The sequence below is a fragment of the Desulfosediminicola ganghwensis genome (assembly GCF_005116675.2).
In the GTDB taxonomy this organism is placed as follows: Bacteria; Desulfobacterota; Desulfobulbia; order Desulfobulbales; family Desulfocapsaceae; genus Desulfopila; species Desulfopila ganghwensis.
This window is the reverse complement of record NZ_CP050699.1, coordinates 3,143,704-3,160,026: the sequence shown is the minus strand read 5'-3', so window position 1 is coordinate 3,160,026 and position 16,323 is coordinate 3,143,704. Positions and strand designations below refer to the sequence as shown.

The window sequence follows — 16,323 nt, the reverse complement described above, 5'->3', positions numbered from 1 at the left end:
TGTCACCTTCCCTGACAAACCCATCCCGACAAAAGAACCAACCCATACCACAACGTAGTTATATTGCTTACTTTTATTCAACTGTTTTGTGATTTAACTAAACATTTAATTGCTTAAGCTAAGTAAGGTGTAGTATAGTCGGGAGTCATACGTTCATATGCAGAATATGACTATTTAATGCTCTTTGCTTTTGTCTAGGAATGGCTCCCGGGGTTCAGGCTTATCCCCGGAACCATTTGTATTACCTGCAGGTCTAATGGGTAGGATTGCAGGGATATATTACCAATGAGGAGGAAAAGATGGTTTACAGAGGTTTTTTTCAGGCAGCTCTAGGTTCCCTAGCGGCAACCTGCCTGCTGCTGCCTACTGCAGGTTTTGCACAGGACGCGAAACCTAAAGTTCTCAAACCGTGTATGCAATGTCACAAAGGCGACAGCGCTGATACCATTCGCGGTAAGCTCGGAAGTGTCTCCATGAAAGCTGAGACCTTGAAAGTAAGTACAGGTAAATCTACCTGGCTGGTGTCTTTTGATGAAGATACCGCACTCAAGGGCGCAGAGGCGATCAACAAGATCGGCAAAGACAAAGAGGTAAAAGTAAAATTCGAAGAAGATGCTGGTGTTCTCTACGCTACTTCCGTAAGTGTTAAGCAGCCTGCCAAGCTCGCTGAGAAAGACATTATACGGCTTGAAGCTCTGGCGCCTCTGGTTGCCAAAGGACCGGAAGTAGGTAATTTCACTATTGTAGATGCCCGCCCTGGTAAACTCTTTGTTACCGGTCATATACCAGGCGCTCTCTCCATCTACGATGCTCAGTTTGAGAAGAATATCGCCAAGCTCCCCAAGAATAAGGAAAACCTGCTTGTATTCTATTGTGGAGGGCCCACCTGACGCCTCAGTCCTTCTTCTGCCCGGCGGGCAGAAAAACTCGGTTACACTAACGTAAAAGTATTTATCGATGGTATGCCTGCATGGAAGAAAGCGAAAAATCCGCTTGTTGCTTCCACCAAATACCTCGATGTAATGGCTAAATTCAAAAACTCTGTGGTTGTCGTTGATACCCGTGAGCAGAGTGCTGTTGAAAAAGGTCATATCGAAGGTGCTGTCGCAATCACCGCAGATAAGCTTGCTTCCATGAAAGATGCTTTCCCTGCTAAAAAGGATGCACCCATCGTTATCGTAGCACCGGATTACCAGGCAGGGCTTGCAAGTTTCGATATCATTCGTGGCTGGGGTTACAAAAACACCTCGGTACTCAAAGGTGGCATCGCTGCAGCTGAAAAAGCGGGGCTTGCAATCGCTAAGGGCGCTACCGCCACAGAGATTGCTTATGTTCCCAAGCCAATTCCTGGTGCCATGAGTGCAGCAAAATTCAATGAACTCCTTGCTCAAAATGCTGCTGACACCATGATCATCGACGTTCGCACCGAAGATGAAGCAGAGAGCGGTATGATCACCGGCGCGATTAATATTCCGACCGATGAGATCAGTGACAATCTTGCTGATATCCCCAAAGGCAAGAAAATCGTTACGTACTGCTCTACCGGTATCCGCGCAGAGATGGCATACCTGACCTTGAAGGATAATGGCTACAAAGTCAACTTCCTGAAAGCTGACACTGCATTCAACGATGATGGCACTTTCAAGATAACTGAGAACTAATTTCCCCCTGTTCCTAGATCATAAAAGAGCCGGTCAGCCCCCAGGCTACGTGACCGGCTCTCCCCTTGTTCGCGAAGCAGCACTATTCATTTCGCGGGCCACCATCAAAAAGAAAAGGCCATGACCGTAAATCGGTCATGGCCTTTTCTTTTACTGTAAACGAAAGCTGCTCAGTTGAAGCTCAAGCAACAATCAGGCGGGCAAGTTACTTACCTGGACATCCATGCCTTTGCAGAACGTACAGTGTTCTTCATCAGCATAGCGATAGTCATCGGCCCTACTCCACCAGGTACCGGGGTGATCTTTCCGGCGATCTCACGAGCTTTATCGTAATCAACGTCACCACGCAGAATAGCTTTTCCGGTCTCTTCGTTCATACCGACACGGTTGACACCAACGTCAATGACGGTGGCGCCGGGCTTAATCCACTCCGGCTTGACCAGGTTCGGAACTCCGGCTGCAACGATCAGGATATCAGCACGCTTACAATGAGCAGCCAGATCCTGAGTGCGGGTATGAACGATGGTCACTGTGGAGTTTGCACCCACACCTTTCTGCGCCATCATCATGGCAATCGGCTTACCTACGATATTGGAACGACCCACGACGACAACCTCAGCGCCGGAAGTCTCGGTTCCTGAACGTACAATCATCTCCTGAATACCGGCCGGGGTACACGGGGGGAACAGTACCTCGTCGCCACCAATCATCAGGCGACCAACGTTTACTGGATGGAAACCATCAACGTCCTTGTCAGGATTGATGGCATTCAGCACCTTCTTGTCATCAATATGCTTTGGCAGCGGCAACTGCACCAGGATGCCGTGAATGTCGGAATCATTGTTATACTTATCGATCAGAGCTAACAGGTCTGCCTCGGAAATATCCTCGGGCTGATTATCCTGTACTTCATGAAACCCAAGGCTTTCTGCGGTTCGTACTTTCAGGGTAACGTAGCTGATAGAAGCCGGATTCTCACCAACAAGAATAGTAACCAGCCCTGGAACTTTGCCATACTTCTCTTTCAGTTCTGCAACCTCATCCTTAAGTTCTGCCAGTATTGCCTTACGTATATCGGTACCGCTGATAATTTCTGCTGTCATGGAAATATCTCCTTTTGAATGCATCTGGAAACACTCTACGGCTAGGTGCCTGCAAGTGCCTCTCTGCAAACACAAAAGCCCGTCCTGGGAAGCAGGACGGGCCATGGTCAGTAACCTTTAGAATACGCCTTTTACTTTACCAGTCTCGACGTCTACGTCAACCCGTCTGAATGCCGGGTTCGAGCCTGTTCCCGGCATCAGGCTGATAGCGCCGGCAACCGGGACGATGAATCCGGCACCACCATAGGTGAGCACCTCACGGATGGAGAGACGCCATCCTTTAGGACAGCCTTTAAGGGCTGGATTGTCAGAGAGTGACAGGTGAGTCTTAACCATACACAGACCAAGATTGGCCAGCTCAGGATCTGCCTGGATTCTGTCAATAGCTGCATCGGCAGCTGCAGAGTAGTCAACACCGTCAGCACCGTAAACTTCTTTCGCGACCTTCTCGATACGATCCTTGATCGGCTCATCAAGCTCATAGAGGAACTTGAACTCTGTCTGCTCTTCACACGCCTCAATAACCGCATCGGCAAATTCGAGAGCACCTTCACCACCATGCTCCCAATGACGGGACAGGGCAACCTTGGCACCTGCAGCCTCGGCCAGCTCACGAACCTTGGCGATCTCCGCGTCGGTATCGGTATAGAAGGCGTTAATACAGACAACCGGGCTGATACCAGCTTTACGCACGGTATTAATGTGGTGTATCAGGTTGGTACATCCTTTGGCAACCCAGTCAACGTTCTCGGTCAGGTACTCTTCCGGCATTGCTTTACCCGGAACAGGTACAGGAGCGCCACCATGACACTTCAGAGCACGGATAGTGGCAACAACAACAGCGCAATCAGGTACCAACTGACTGAAACGGCACTTGAGGTTCCAGAATTTTTCAAAACCGATATCAGCACCGAAACCAGACTCGGTTACATGATAATCAGCAAGCTTCAGACCAACACGGTCAGCGATGATGGAACTCTGGCCGATGGCGATATTGGCAAAAGGACCGGCGTGAACAATAACAGGTTGACCTTCCAGGGTCTGCATGAGGGAAGGATTGAGAGCATCAACCATCCAGGCTGTCATGGCACCTGCAACTTCCAGATCACCGGTGGTAACCGGCTTGCCTTTCTTGGTGTAGGCAACAACGATCTTACCCATGCGCTCGCGCATGTCTTTCAGATCCTTGGATACTGAAAGAATAGCCATAACTTCTGAAGAAACGGCAATACCGAACTTGGATTTCATCATGAAGCCGTCGGACTTGCCGTTAACGCCATCGATACCGATAATGATATTTCTCAGTGCCTGGCAGCAATAGTCCATTACCCAACCCATCTCTACTTTGGTCGGGTCGATATCGAGACGCTTCATGCCGGAGAGACGCTCGAGTTGCTCGTCGGTGTAGTTTCTTTCATGCTGCAAACGGGAGGTGAGAGCAACCATCGCCAGGTTATGGGCATTCATGATTGCGTTGATGTCACCAGTAAATCCCAGCGAGAACGGGGTCAGGGGAATGCACTGGGCGAGACCACCACCAGCTGCAGAACCCTTGATATTCATGGTTGGGCCGCCGGAAGGCTGACGAATCGCAGCGCAGACGTTCTTCCCTCTCTTACCAAGCCCCTGAACAAGGCCCATGGAAGAGGTTGATTTACCTTCTCCAAGCGGAGTGGGTGTGATAGCGGTAACATCGATGTACTTTCCGTTAGGCTTGTCTTTCAGACGTGCAAGCACTCTCTGAAAGTCAATTTTGCCGATGTAGTGACCCTGAGGCAACAGCTCTTCTTTGGTAAGCCCCAGTTTTTCACCAATCTGATAGATCGTCAGCATCCGTGTTTCCGCCTCTTCGGCGATTTCCCAGTCCTGGTGTTTGGTTGGATCTAATGTCATAACGATTCCTTTTGATTCAGGTGAAGGTGGTAGGTGACACGGTATCAGGATGAAACCGCCCCCCGGTTAAGACTACATACTAGAACTGCATACCGGTTACAAAATTTATTCCCTCAATATTGTCGATAACCTACTCTAAAATATTGCTCTCTTGCAAGTTGTTTTGACACAAATGAGTCACCATTACTCAATTCCACACACGGGGTTAGCCATGCACTCCTAATCAACTAATATTTCACAAATTAAATCGATTTCAATCATCCCCTCCGACCGACAATTCGACTCCATCGCCGTGTTTACGCACAACGCTACGCACAACTCGCACACATGATCCTTCTGATTGTTATGCAGTCATTTGATAAACAAGCACAAATTGAAACAAGAAAAAACATTATATCAGCTAAACTGACAATCATTGCCACTACCGAGAATATAGTTCATCCAGTCCACCTCCGCTGCCTCTTAATTTTGATTTGCGAAATCAGCCGCTCAACGGAAATGGTCATTGACGGAGCACCAGCCAGTACGTTATTACTTCGTTATAGATGTAAGGTTCAACAATGACAGTTATTTCATAACAAACACTTTCGCAGGAAGAGGCAAATATGTGTGAAATACGAGTAGTAATGGACCATGACGGTGCAGAGGAGCTGATGATGGAAAATGTCACCAAGCTCGATGTTCTCGAAGACGCACTGGTCATCACCTCACTCTTTGAGGGGACCAAAGAGATTCCCGGTGCATCCGTTCGCAGCATCGACTTTCTGGCCGGCAAGGTGTACGTGCAAAAACCTACCTGACAGGCGTGCTTTCAGCCAAATCTTCACTTACGATTCGGCCGGGCTAACGAGAAATCCGGGATGACCGGGCGCCTCAACATTACGAACAACGTGCACAAAAACAATGGGATAACCTGCAGGCTACAGTTACAGGCCAACATTTGCCAACTACAGGAAAAATGCGGTATTAACGTTCCAAATACTGGAGACATTTATGGAAAGTAAAGACAAATTGCGAGTACTCCTGCAACACTGGATTGATCATAACAAAGGCCATGCCGAAGAATTTGAGAAATGGCGTAAAACTGCAGGTGAAGAAGGCATGTCCTCCATCGCTGACAACATTGCTGACGCCATCAAATGTATGAACGAGGCCAATATCTCGCTCAACAAGGCGCTGGAAGAGGCCGGCGGCCCAGCCGAGGAAGGTGGTCACCACCATCACCATCATCATCACCACCATCACTGATACCTCTGCCTTTTCTGATCATCCGGTAACGGACAAATCAAACTTCATGAGAACAGCCGGGAGAGTGGTAATCCCCTCAGGCTGTTCTCATTCTTCTGATACCATCCCACTGTAAATCACAAGAGTCAATCAACCTCCGGTCTTGGATAAAGACCTGCACTCTCAATTATTTCCGGCACTTTCTCTTCCCATTCGATAGCCATAACGTGAAAGCCAGCTACCCCTTTTACTTCTTTCAACCTCTGGATCTGCTCAATTGCTATATTTATTCCCTCCTGGGCCTGCTGCTTTTTTTCAACCCCCGCCAACCTGTCGATGAGTTCATCGGGCACATCCATTCCCGGCACGGCACGCTTCATGTACTTTGCCATCCCCACTGAGCGCATCGGTGTAATTCCAGCCATTATATTGACTTTTCCATCCAGACCTCGATCCCGCACCTCCTCCATCCACTTCTCGAAGCGATCCATATTGTAAATACATTGAGTCTGAATAAATTCAGCACCTGCCGCAATTTTTTTAGCGAGCCTTGGCACCCGTATCATAAACGGATCACCAAAAGGGTTGGCGGCGGCACCCGCATAAAACCTCGGGGGCACCTTTATTTCATCACCACTCAGGAATTTCCCCTCCTCCCGCATGTGCCGCACGGTTTGCAGCAATTGCATAGAGTCCAGATCAAAAACATTCTGTGCCTGGCGGTGGTCACCAAAGCTTTGATGGTCACCGGAAAGGCAGAGCACATTATTTATACCAAACGAGGCAGCACCCAGAAGATCACTCTGCAGGGCAATCCTGTTTCTGTCCCTGGTTACCATCTGCAAAACGGGTTCAATCCCTTCATTTTTCAGATGAATACAAGCTGCCAGGCTGCAAATTCTGGTTACCGAGGTCTGGTTATCAGTGATATTTACCGCGTCTACATGATTCTTGATGAGCCGTCCTTTCTCAATAATATGGGTTGGATCACTTGATCTCGGAGGACCACACTCACTGGTGACCGCAAGATGACCACTTTTGAAGATCTTCTCGAGTTTGCTTTCTGTTTTTAATTCCACAATTAGAAGTCCTCCAGTTTAAATGATCTCGGCCCCCCCGCCCTATCCCTGGACCAATCCTTGAGGCTACTGAGCTTTTCGTAGTTTTCCATCTTCCCCATTGCGTCCAGGCGATCTATTATCAGTTGCCAGGCACAATCAACCTCTCTGGAAATCTCACATTTGCCATTTGCAGATCCACCACAAGGCCCATTCAGAACCCGCTTGGCGCAACGACTTATCGGACAGACGCCGCCGGTTGCCCCCAAAACACAATCACCGCACCCCTGGCACTTTTCAGTGAAGACTCCTGGCGCGATTACATCTCCCAGGAAGGTAGTATTCAACGCCGGATACACAGGAGTCTTCGGGTACTTGGTAGCCACAAACTGCACCCCGATACCACATGCCAGACTCAGCACAGCCTCTGAGTTTTGCAGCAGACCCTCAGCTTTTTCAAAAAATTCATGTTCGCATTGTCGCTCTATACCACTATCGACAAACTGTATCTCCAGCTCTTCCCTTGTTGCTTTCATCCTCAATAAAGAGGCAAGGATTTCGGCTTCTTTATTCCCACCCTGATGGCATACGGCCACACAGGTATTGCAGCCAAAGACTGTGACATTTTTATGTTGCCGAACCATCTCCCAGATTTCTTCCAAAGGTTTCTGCTCACCAACTATCATAACTATTCCGCTCCCTGGTCAATACAGCGTTCCATGTCCTCGTAATCTGCCCACGTGCTTTAAGACTCGTACAACAAGCCAGGCAGCCGGATAAACGCACGCGTCAGGCTGACCGCTCTTTAGGTTGCTTCATCTGCCGGGCAGCCTTTTTCTTTTTTACAATGGCCCTCCAGATCGGTGATGGACCTAATTCCTTTATCTTTTCAGTAAATTCAGCACATATCTCTGCCCATCTCGGCCCCATCGCAGCCGAAAGATTATAAAATTCCAGCCGCTCCGGGTCTATACCGACCGATTCCAGCAGACCATGTAATCTATGAACTCGTTTTTTCGCGTTAATGTTTCCTTCCAGGAAATGGCATTGGCCCTCAAGTCAGCCAGCCACGAAAACACCATCCACTCCTCTTTCAAACGCCCGTAATACATAAGAATGATCAAGTTTTCCCGTACAGGGCAGCCGCACGATCTTGACATTATACGGATAAGAAAGACGCATAACACCAGCCAGGTCCGCAGCCGCAAATGCGCAATAATGACATGCAAACGCTATTATATTGGGTTGCCAGTCTGCAGGCACGTCCTGCACTTTCGGCTCCGGGCCACCCCGGACCTCTTCTTTCCCCTCGTCATTTGCCATACCTTCTCCTTTGGGTTGTCCTCAAACAATTTCCGTTGCCGCATCGATCATGGCCATTATCTGATCATCTCTGAAAAAGTTGACCTGAAAGGCTTTAGCAGGACAAATGCCGGCGCATATGCCGCAACCGGTACATTTGACTTCGTTATGACTAATCCTACCCTCTTCATCAATATAGGGTGAACCAAACGGGCAGGCCCGGAAACAGGCCAGGCAGGACATGCAGATATCCCTGTTATGTTTGGAAACGATACCTGACACCGACAACTGCTCATGGGAGAGCAAAGCCCCTGCTTTGCCAGCCCCTGCCAGAGCCTGGGAGATAGTTTCTTCGAGATTTTTAGGCGCATGGGCGAGCCCCGCCAGAAAATAGCCCTCACTCGGAAAATCCACCGGGCGAAGCTTGACGTGGGCTTCGAGAAAAAATCTGTCGAGATTACAGGTAAGTTTGAATTTCTTTGAAAGATCCTCAATATCGGGTTGCGGCCTGAGACCCGTGGAAAGCACCAGGTAATCGGCTTCCACCATCATTTCCCTATGCAGCACCTTGCTCTCAAAGCGCACTTTGCACTTTTCGCCATCAATCTCAACCTGCGGCTTATCTTCCGGCAGATAGAGGAAAAAAAGTACACCGAGATCACGGGCTTTTTTGTAATAATCCTCTTTTAAGCCATAAGCACGCATATCCCGGTACAGCACCACCACCTGGGCACCAGAAGCCTTTTCTTTAATGGCGATGGCGTTCTTCAGCGCATCCTGGCAACAAATTCTTGAACAGTAGTTATCAGGTTCTTCACGGGACCCGACGCACTGAATCATCACATACGTCTGATCATTACCGGGTTGCCGCTCGTCCAGCAGATCTTCCAACTCTCGCTGGGTTATAACCCGTTCGGAATTTGCATATTCGTACTGGTCTGGAATATATTCCTGACCACCAGTGGTGATCAGGATCGCCCCATGGTCAATTGTCGTGCCATTGGTCAGCCTGGTAACGAAATTACCCACGAAACCATCAGTATTATCGACCGTTGTGCCCATATGCAGGGTAATTCGCTCCTCCGCCTGAACCTGCGATATCAAATCGCTTACAAAAGCCTGCACATCGTCGCCCTCAAGGGTTCTGCGCACATTGACGGCAAGCCCGCCAAGTTCTTCTTCACGCTCAACCAGATGCACCCCATAGCCCTGACGCGATAACGACACTGCCGCGGTCATTCCAGCCACACCGCCACCGAGGACCAAACCATAATGGGTTACCCCCACCGAATTCTGCTGGACAGGTTCCAGCAGACGGGCTTTGGCGATATTCATTTTCACGATATCGAGTGCCTTTTCGGTTGCATGCTCCTTGTCATCCATATGGCACCAGGAGCATTGTTCACGGATATCGGCCAGCTCAAAAAGGAATTTATTGAGCCCTACTTCACGAATAGTATCCATGAAAAGTGGCGAGTGCGTACGCGGTGTGCAGGAGGCGATAAGTACCCTGTTGAGATTTTTCTCCCTGATAATATCCTTTACTTTGGCCTGACCGTCCGGAGCACAGGCATAAATGATCGTTTCGCTATGCACCACATTCTGCTCTTTAGCAGACTCCTCTGCCACATGCTGCACATCCACCGTTCCGGCAATATTGACACCACAGTGACAGACGAACACTCCCACCCTCGGTTCATCTCCTGTAACATCAATTTCGTCCGGCAGAACGACCTCTTCAACCTGGGTACCTCGACTCTCACCCAGAAGTGCCATGGCGTTGGCCGCTGAACCGCTGCCCTGGACCACCGTCTCTGGTATATCCTTTGGCCCCTGATAGGTTCCGGCCACGAAGATACCCTTCCTGCAGGTCTCAACCGGATGGAGTTTCGAAGTCTCCGCAAAACCATATTTATCAGTCTTTATGCCGAAAATATCAGCAAACTCGGCAGCCTCGTCGTGGGGCTCAAAGCCCATTGAAAGTACCACCATATCAAACTGTTCATTGACCAGGTTACCTTCATCATCGACATGGTGGATATACAGATTTTTTGTCTCAGGATCTTCAATCACCTCGGATACCATCGCCCGCTTGTAATGCACGCCGGAGTCCTTTTTGGCCTTATCGATAAACTTATCGAAGTCCTTGCCGAATGCCCGAAGCTCCATATAAAAGACAGTCTGCTCGACTTCAGGATCATGTTCCTTGGCAATCACACACTGCTTGGCCGCATACATACAACAGACTGATGAACACCATGGATTCGAGTTATTTTCATTGCGCGAGCCCACACACTGAATCCAGGCAATCTTTTGGGGTGCCACATTGTCGCTTGGTCGCTCAACGTGCCCTCCACATGGGCCCGAGGCCGAAAGCAATCGCTCAAACTGGATGGCGGTAACCACATTTTCATGCTTACCAAAACCAAACTCCTGGCGTATAGCAGGGTTATACGTTTTCAATCCGGGAGTAAGAATTATGGAGCCGACATTGATCTCATATTCTTTGTCTGTATCTTCGAAATTGATGGCGTCTGCATCGCAGGCCTTTTCACATTTTTTGCAGACCCCTTTATTCAGGTAGAGGCAGTGGGCGCTGTCTATTGCCCGCGTATTTGGAACAGCCTGGGGGAAGAGCGCATAGATCGCCCGCCTGTTATCCAGTCCCTGATTGAAATAGTCAGGCACACGGCTTGGGCATTTTGCCTCACAAGCTCCACAGCCGGTACATTTTTCCGCATCGACATAACGAGCTTTTTCGTGGATGGTGACTGTAAAATTCCCCTCCTCACCAGTAACCCCTGCTACCTTGGCAAGGGTGTGCATCTTGATATTCGGGTGACGACTGCTCTCAACCATGCGAGGCGAGATCATGCACATAGCACAGTCCCCGGTGGGGAAGGTCTTATCCAGTCTGGACATGGTGCCGCCAATAGAAGGTTCATCATTGATCATGTGAACCAAGAGGCCGCTATTGGCAAGATCGAGAGATGCCTGCATCCCTCCTATGCCGGAACCTACTACGAGAACTGAACCTACTTTTTGCTTCCGATCCTGCCCGGGGGTAATCCTTATCAAGGCAAGGCCCTCCTTACGCGCGATCCCGGCAGTTCGCAGATGCTGGTTATTCTGTTTCTACCAGCATCTGCTGCGGGTATTTATCAGAATACAACGGTGAGACCTGGAAACTCTAAACCTCACCAGCCAAAAGCAATATAACCCATATAATTGGTTATGATAAATATTTTTTATTGAGGAACTCATTTACTTACAATTTGTGCCGGATTGGTTTTATTCAACTTCAATATTGCAGTTCGTTGTTACACCCTCGAGTACTGAAAGGACTGCTACCCCATGACCGGAATGGCCGAAAATTGCATATGAGTTTTTTGAACTCGCCTTTTTTCAGGTGCCTGAAAGAATGACTGGTTCGCAGTCGTGGACACGCCCCTCCGAACCATTTACCGGTCAGGCACGGTTGCGCTATTTTCACCTCATTACCACTTGCCAACCATGTACGGGAAAAATCTATTCCAAAAGAGTAAATGCTGTATTACCATGCCTGGTGCAGCCGCTCCGACTTACTGCTGCCTAATATTTGTATTAACAGCACAATTCCAGGTGAAACTTTTTCAGGTACCTGATGGTTAACCACGGGGGTTCGCATGGCCCAGACACCGCCCACAGTTCTACAAGATTCTGCCGAGACTCTTCTCTGTCCCAATATTCTTGTTGTAGATGACGAACCACGAATACGTGAAGCATGTTCACTTATTCTGCAAACCATGGGGTTCGAGGTTCAAGCCGCTGCTGATGGAGCAGAGGGGCTTAAGCTAATTGAAGATCATCACTTTGATATCCTGCTGCTGGATCTGGTCATGCCAAATATGTCCGGGTTTGAACTCCTTTCACGAGTCCGTGATATCGATCCCGACACGGTTGTCATTGTCATAACCGGTTATGCAACGCTGGAACATTCCATTGAGGCAATGAAAAAAGGGGCTTTTGACTTTATCCCCAAACCATTTACGCCCGATCAGCTCAAAGCGGTCGTTACCAAGTCTCTTCGCTACACCCACGCCCTGCAGGATATCGCCACCAACAAGTCACGCATGCGGGTCATGGTTAATAAGTTGCATGACGGTGTGCTGATCACAGACATGGAAAAACGGGTCGTGCTCGCCAACCCCTCTTTCAAAAAAATGATCGGTGCCCGGGACGGCTCACTGATTGGTAATAAAATCGGTGACAAATTCCCAAGCAAACTGCTCCTTGAGACCATCGAATCTGCCCTCTCCACCCCTGCAAGTGAAAGCGGTGAACATGAGATCAATACTGAACTCATTGTCAATTCCGGCAACGGGGAGCCTGATAAGATATTGAGCCTGCACTGCTCGCCGTATCGTGGTCGTTCAGAGCAGAATCTGGGCACTATCACCCTGCTCCACGACATCACCGCTGCCAAACAGATCGAACAGATGAAATCCGATTTTGTCTCCATGGTTTCCCATGAAATCCGCAGCCCGATCAACTCGGTGTTGATGCAATTAAGCGTCATTATGGACGGCCTGGCCGGAGAGGTTACTGATAAACAACAGGAAATTCTAGAACGAGCTTCTGGAAAGATTAAAAATCTCGACAAACTCGTCACCGATCTGCTCGATCTTTCCAGAATCGAATCAGGCCTGATCAGCTATGAATATGAGGATGTTGACCTTACCGCTCTCCTGCAGGACCAGGTTTCTTTCCATAGCCCTCGAGCCGACGCCAAAAAAATTGCCATTGAACTGCAACTGGAAAGCACACTCCCGGTAATAACTGCGGTGCCACGCCACATGGAAGAAATCTTCACCAATCTCCTGACCAATGCCATCAAATACTCACCTGAAAATACAACAATAACAGTGCAGGCAAAGGCTGACGACAGCCAGGTATATATTCAGATCAAGGATTCAGGTTATGGTATTCCGGCAGAAGATATCGACCATATATTCGATAGGTTCTACAGGGTAAAAGACCAGCAGACCCGCACCATACATGGAACGGGCCTTGGTCTGGCCATTGTAAAATCAATCGTCGATTCCCTGAATGGAAAGATATCTGTTGAGAGTACTTACGGGAGAGGAACTGCATTCTCAATAATGCTTCCCTGCAACGATACATACAGTAAATGATGATCCCTACATCTTGAACCCATGTCGTTCAGCCAGCTTTTCAAACATTGTAGTCAGGCCCGTACAAATCGAATAAATGCCATCATTACCCAGATTGTCATTCACCGTTTCATCAAAAAAGATATTGAGGCTTGACTCAAGGCCATCCTCGGGCAACCAGTAACTTATCATCACCGGCACCTTGGGCAGCGGCATCAACACCACTGAAATATCAGCCTCAAACTGGTTCTCAACCTCACTCCCCTGGAATACCTCCACCATATCCCTGAAAAGATCAGGATAGGCATCAGCAACTTTTCGCAGATCTGCCTCTGCGCGCTGCTGAAAGAGGCCGTAACGCTCCCTGCCACCGTCTACTTCACGGTAGGTAATCCAGTTCCCGGTGGGCTCAAGCCCTTTTCCATGCAGGATATAACTGAGAAACGGCCCGGTAACCCAGTTGGTGATGTGGATATCTGATGAGAACCGCCCCTCCCTGTTGACCCTGAATTCTTTACCCATCACCCTGGCGGAAATCCAGCCATTTTTCAGGGTTGCCCCGGAACGCTCCGCCGCTGAGGAAAAATCCAGTGTGGCCAGTTGGGATGTCATCTCCTCTAAATAATTTTCTGCTGCTTCGGCCCCATCATTTCCCGGGGATCTGAAACGCTCCTTGATATCCGTTTCCAGAGTGGGGCAGGCATCAATTGATTTTCTGCCGGTGAAGACCGCACCGGCAAAAGCAAGGCAGGTCTTGTCCCCACATTTGCCGCAGTTGGATTTATCGAGAAGCGTGAAAATCTGCATTGCATTTTGGCCAGGCATCAAATCTCTCCTTGAAACGCTCTAAAAAAACTTTACTTCAATTACCGGGGCGGTAATTTCCACCAGCCGCCATTTCAGCTATTCCTCTGATATTTTCAAACCTTCCGGGCTAAAATCAGACCAGACAGCCAGCTCATTGCCGCTTGGCTCAGTAAAATGAAAACGCCGCCCCCCGGGAAATGAAAAAATCGGCCGCACCACCCTGCCACCTGCTCCGACAACCTTCTCCCTGGTTGCTTCAAGATCTTCACTATACAATATTATCAAGGCAGAGCCGGTTTGCACCATCGCTGCAATGTCAGCCCGGTAAAAGCCCCCATTTACCCCTTGGTCAAAGAAACAGGTGTACTCTTCACCGTAATCGGTAAAGGTCCAGCCAAAGGCTTGATTAAAGAATTTTTTGGTTGCTTTCAGGTTTATTGCCGGAAATTCAACATAACTGATCTTGTTATTTTCAGCCATTCTCTCTCCTTTTGACTTGTGACCCCATTCCACAAAGAAAACATGGAGCGGTTCGTCCAGAATTCAACTGACACCTGAGGTACATTCTATCCCATTTTTTTGTTGTCGATCCTGACATGTTTCATCAGGCTTCCTGAAAAATCCACTTCTAAAAGCTTTCCATACCTAGATTTAAGTGTTGTACCATCGCTTGGTTACCAGGCTGCTGAGTTGAACACTCCTCTCCATGCAAACAAGGGGAGAGCATCGTGCAATGCTCTCCCCTTGACTATAATAATTTTCCAGAAAAAATGAGAAGAATTCCGTCAGTTATCACCTCACCTTTCTTCAATCGGCTTGTAGCTGCGGGTATTGGATCCCGTGTAGATTTGTCTTGGCCGTGAAATCCTTTGCTTATGTGCATGGAGTTCATGCCAGTTGGCAATCCAGCCCGGCATACGGCCAATGGCAAACATTACCGGGTACATGTTCAGCGGAATTCCAATTGCTCTCAACAGGATACCTGAATAGAAATCGACATTGGGGTAGAGATTTCGCTCCTTGAAATAATCATCCTGCAGAGTTTTCTCCTCGAGCTCACGGGCGATATCAAGGAGCGGATCTTCCATATTGAGTTCATGCAACACCTCATCCACAGCCTTTTTCAGGATCAGCGAGCGGGGATCAAAATTCTTATACACCCTGTGACCAAAACCCATCAGTCTGAAGGTGTTGTTTTTGGCTTTCGCCATTTTGATATAATCGGTAAGCGGCCGCCCAGATTCCTTGATTTCCTCAAGCATCTGGATGACAGCTGAATTTGCGCCACCGTGCAGCGGCCCCCAAAGGGCACAGACACCGGCGGATACGGAACTGAACAGATTGGCGCGTGAACTGCCGACCACCCGAACCGTTGAGGTGGAACAGTTCTGCTCGTGGTCGGCATGAAGCACCAGAAACAGATTTAAAGCCTTCTCCACTACCGGCGATGGTATATATTCCTGATACGGTTCCGAAAACATCATGTGCAGGAAATTGGAACAGTAGCTGAAATTCGGGTTCGGATGATTGAATGGCTTGCCGACCGCCATCCTGTACGCCCAGGCGGCTATGGTTCGCACTTTCGAAAGCAGCAGCGCGGCAGTGCGGTCAAAGCCGGCACCTTTGGTGTGAACATCAAGCACTTCGGGATGAAAGCAGGAGACCATGTTCAGCATTGCCGACAGAATAGCCATCGGCGGAGCATCCGAAGGCAAGCCCTCGAAATGGTGCTTCAGATTCGTATGCAGCGGCGCATGCTCTCTCAGCGAATTTGAAAAATTGCGCAATTTATCTGCCGAGGGCAATTCACCATACAAGATCAGATACGCGGTTTCCACAAAGGTGGCCTTCTCGGCAAGTTCCTCTATCGGATAGCCACGATAACGAAGTATCCCCTTGGCGCCATCCACGAAAGTAATATCTGAAAAGCAGGACCCGGTATTTCCGAACCCCTGGTCCATTGTGATATAACCCGTTTCCTTTCTCAGGTGGGTTATGTCAATACAGCGCTCGTTCTCGGAACCAGTGAACAGATCAAATTCAAACTTCTTCCCATCTAAACTCAGGATGGCCTTATCGCTCATAACGTCCCCCATGCTTTAAAGTAGGGTAATGAAAA

Annotated in this window: 14 protein-coding genes; 5 read left to right on the top strand and 9 right to left on the bottom strand. The window is 48.9% G+C overall.

The features are described from left to right. The first annotated feature begins 299 nt into the window (after nt 1-299). Nucleotides 300-890, top strand: coding sequence for a rhodanese-like domain-containing protein (locus FCL45_RS13405; protein WP_136795972.1), 591 nt, complete (start codon nt 300-302; stop codon nt 888-890). 72 nt (nt 891-962) lie between these two features. Continuing rightward, the gene (locus tag FCL45_RS13400; protein WP_136795973.1) at nt 963-1,661 is read left to right on the top strand and encodes a rhodanese-like domain-containing protein; all 699 of its coding nucleotides are present in this window, start codon (nt 963-965) and stop codon (nt 1,659-1,661) included. Between the two features lie 209 nt (nt 1,662-1,870). Here the strand turns inward: FCL45_RS13400 and folD are convergent, their stop codons facing one another. Further along, the gene (folD, locus tag FCL45_RS13395; protein ID WP_136795974.1) at nt 1,871-2,764 is read right to left on the bottom strand and encodes a bifunctional methylenetetrahydrofolate dehydrogenase/methenyltetrahydrofolate cyclohydrolase FolD; all 894 of its coding nucleotides are present in this window, start codon (nt 2,762-2,764) and stop codon (nt 1,871-1,873) included. A gap of 117 nt (nt 2,765-2,881) precedes the next feature. Continuing rightward, entirely contained in the window at nt 2,882-4,657 is a 1,776-nt protein-coding gene (locus FCL45_RS13390; RefSeq protein WP_136795975.1) for a formate--tetrahydrofolate ligase, read from the bottom strand. Nucleotides 4,658-5,262: 605 nt separating this feature from the next. On the opposite strand from FCL45_RS13390, the gene FCL45_RS13385 reads away from it, so the two are divergent. Both FCL45_RS13385 and FCL45_RS13380 read left to right on the top strand, forming a co-directional pair. Continuing rightward, nucleotides 5,263-5,457: a CooT family nickel-binding protein gene (locus tag FCL45_RS13385; RefSeq protein ID WP_136795976.1), complete on the top strand. Its 195-nt coding sequence runs from the start codon at nt 5,263-5,265 to the stop codon at nt 5,455-5,457. 193 nt (nt 5,458-5,650) lie between these two features. Continuing rightward, nucleotides 5,651-5,905, top strand: a complete 255-nt coding sequence (locus FCL45_RS13380; RefSeq protein ID WP_136795977.1) for a DUF8180 domain-containing protein — start codon at nt 5,651-5,653, stop codon at nt 5,903-5,905. A gap of 125 nt (nt 5,906-6,030) precedes the next feature. Here the strand turns inward: FCL45_RS13380 and FCL45_RS13375 are convergent, their stop codons facing one another. From FCL45_RS13375 to FCL45_RS13355, 4 genes are all read right to left on the bottom strand, one after another. After that, the gene (locus FCL45_RS13375; RefSeq protein ID WP_136795978.1) at nt 6,031-6,963 is read right to left on the bottom strand and encodes a methylenetetrahydrofolate reductase; all 933 of its coding nucleotides are present in this window, start codon (nt 6,961-6,963) and stop codon (nt 6,031-6,033) included. A gap of 2 nt (nt 6,964-6,965) precedes the next feature. Continuing rightward, nucleotides 6,966-7,604, bottom strand: coding sequence for a methylenetetrahydrofolate reductase C-terminal domain-containing protein (locus tag FCL45_RS13370; protein WP_228721327.1), 639 nt, complete (start codon nt 7,602-7,604; stop codon nt 6,966-6,968). A gap of 127 nt (nt 7,605-7,731) precedes the next feature. Continuing rightward, nucleotides 7,732-8,205 (bottom strand): hydrogenase iron-sulfur subunit, encoded by a 474-nt coding sequence (locus FCL45_RS24590; RefSeq protein ID WP_228721506.1) that lies wholly within the window; start codon nt 8,203-8,205, stop codon nt 7,732-7,734. An 81-nt stretch (nt 8,206-8,286) separates the two neighbouring features. Continuing rightward, nucleotides 8,287-11,322 carry an FAD-dependent oxidoreductase gene (locus tag FCL45_RS13355; RefSeq protein ID WP_228721326.1) on the bottom strand — a complete coding sequence of 1,012 codons (3,036 nt, stop codon included), beginning with the start codon at nt 11,320-11,322 and terminating at the stop codon, nt 8,287-8,289. Between the two features lie 587 nt (nt 11,323-11,909). On the opposite strand from FCL45_RS13355, the gene FCL45_RS13350 reads away from it, so the two are divergent. After that, complete coding sequence (locus tag FCL45_RS13350; protein ID WP_136795981.1) at nt 11,910-13,418, top strand: response regulator; 1,509 nt, start codon at nt 11,910-11,912, stop codon at nt 13,416-13,418. Between the two features lie 6 nt (nt 13,419-13,424). On the opposite strand, the gene FCL45_RS13345 is transcribed toward FCL45_RS13350, so the two are convergent. From FCL45_RS13345 to FCL45_RS13335, 3 genes are all read right to left on the bottom strand, one after another. Next, nucleotides 13,425-14,222 (bottom strand): DUF3786 domain-containing protein, encoded by a 798-nt coding sequence (locus FCL45_RS13345; RefSeq protein ID WP_136795982.1) that lies wholly within the window; start codon nt 14,220-14,222, stop codon nt 13,425-13,427. 78 nt (nt 14,223-14,300) lie between these two features. Next, nucleotides 14,301-14,684: a VOC family protein gene (locus tag FCL45_RS13340; RefSeq protein ID WP_136795983.1), complete on the bottom strand. Its 384-nt coding sequence runs from the start codon at nt 14,682-14,684 to the stop codon at nt 14,301-14,303. Nucleotides 14,685-15,001: 317 nt separating this feature from the next. Continuing rightward, nucleotides 15,002-16,288 (bottom strand): citrate synthase, encoded by a 1,287-nt coding sequence (locus tag FCL45_RS13335; RefSeq protein ID WP_136795984.1) that lies wholly within the window; start codon nt 16,286-16,288, stop codon nt 15,002-15,004. Between the last annotated feature and the right edge of the window lie 35 nt (nt 16,289-16,323).

Coding starts and splice junctions, on each gene's coding strand:
- FCL45_RS13340 (WP_136795983.1), bottom strand. CDS start 14,684: ATGGCTGAAAATAACAAGATCAGTTATGTTGAATTTCCGGCAATAAAC.
- FCL45_RS13345 (WP_136795982.1), bottom strand. CDS start 14,222: ATGCCTGGCCAAAATGCAATGCAGATTTTCACGCTTCTCGATAAATCC.
- FCL45_RS13380 (WP_136795977.1), top strand. CDS start 5,651: ATGGAAAGTAAAGACAAATTGCGAGTACTCCTGCAACACTGGATTGAT.
- FCL45_RS13390 (WP_136795975.1), bottom strand. CDS start 4,657: ATGACATTAGATCCAACCAAACACCAGGACTGGGAAATCGCCGAAGAG.
- FCL45_RS13335 (WP_136795984.1), bottom strand. CDS start 16,288: ATGAGCGATAAGGCCATCCTGAGTTTAGATGGGAAGAAGTTTGAATTT.
- FCL45_RS13405 (WP_136795972.1), top strand. CDS start 300: ATGGTTTACAGAGGTTTTTTTCAGGCAGCTCTAGGTTCCCTAGCGGCA.
- folD (WP_136795974.1), bottom strand. CDS start 2,764: ATGACAGCAGAAATTATCAGCGGTACCGATATACGTAAGGCAATACTG.
- FCL45_RS13400 (WP_136795973.1), top strand. CDS start 963: ATGCCTGCATGGAAGAAAGCGAAAAATCCGCTTGTTGCTTCCACCAAA.
- FCL45_RS13350 (WP_136795981.1), top strand. CDS start 11,910: ATGGCCCAGACACCGCCCACAGTTCTACAAGATTCTGCCGAGACTCTT.
- FCL45_RS13385 (WP_136795976.1), top strand. CDS start 5,263: ATGTGTGAAATACGAGTAGTAATGGACCATGACGGTGCAGAGGAGCTG.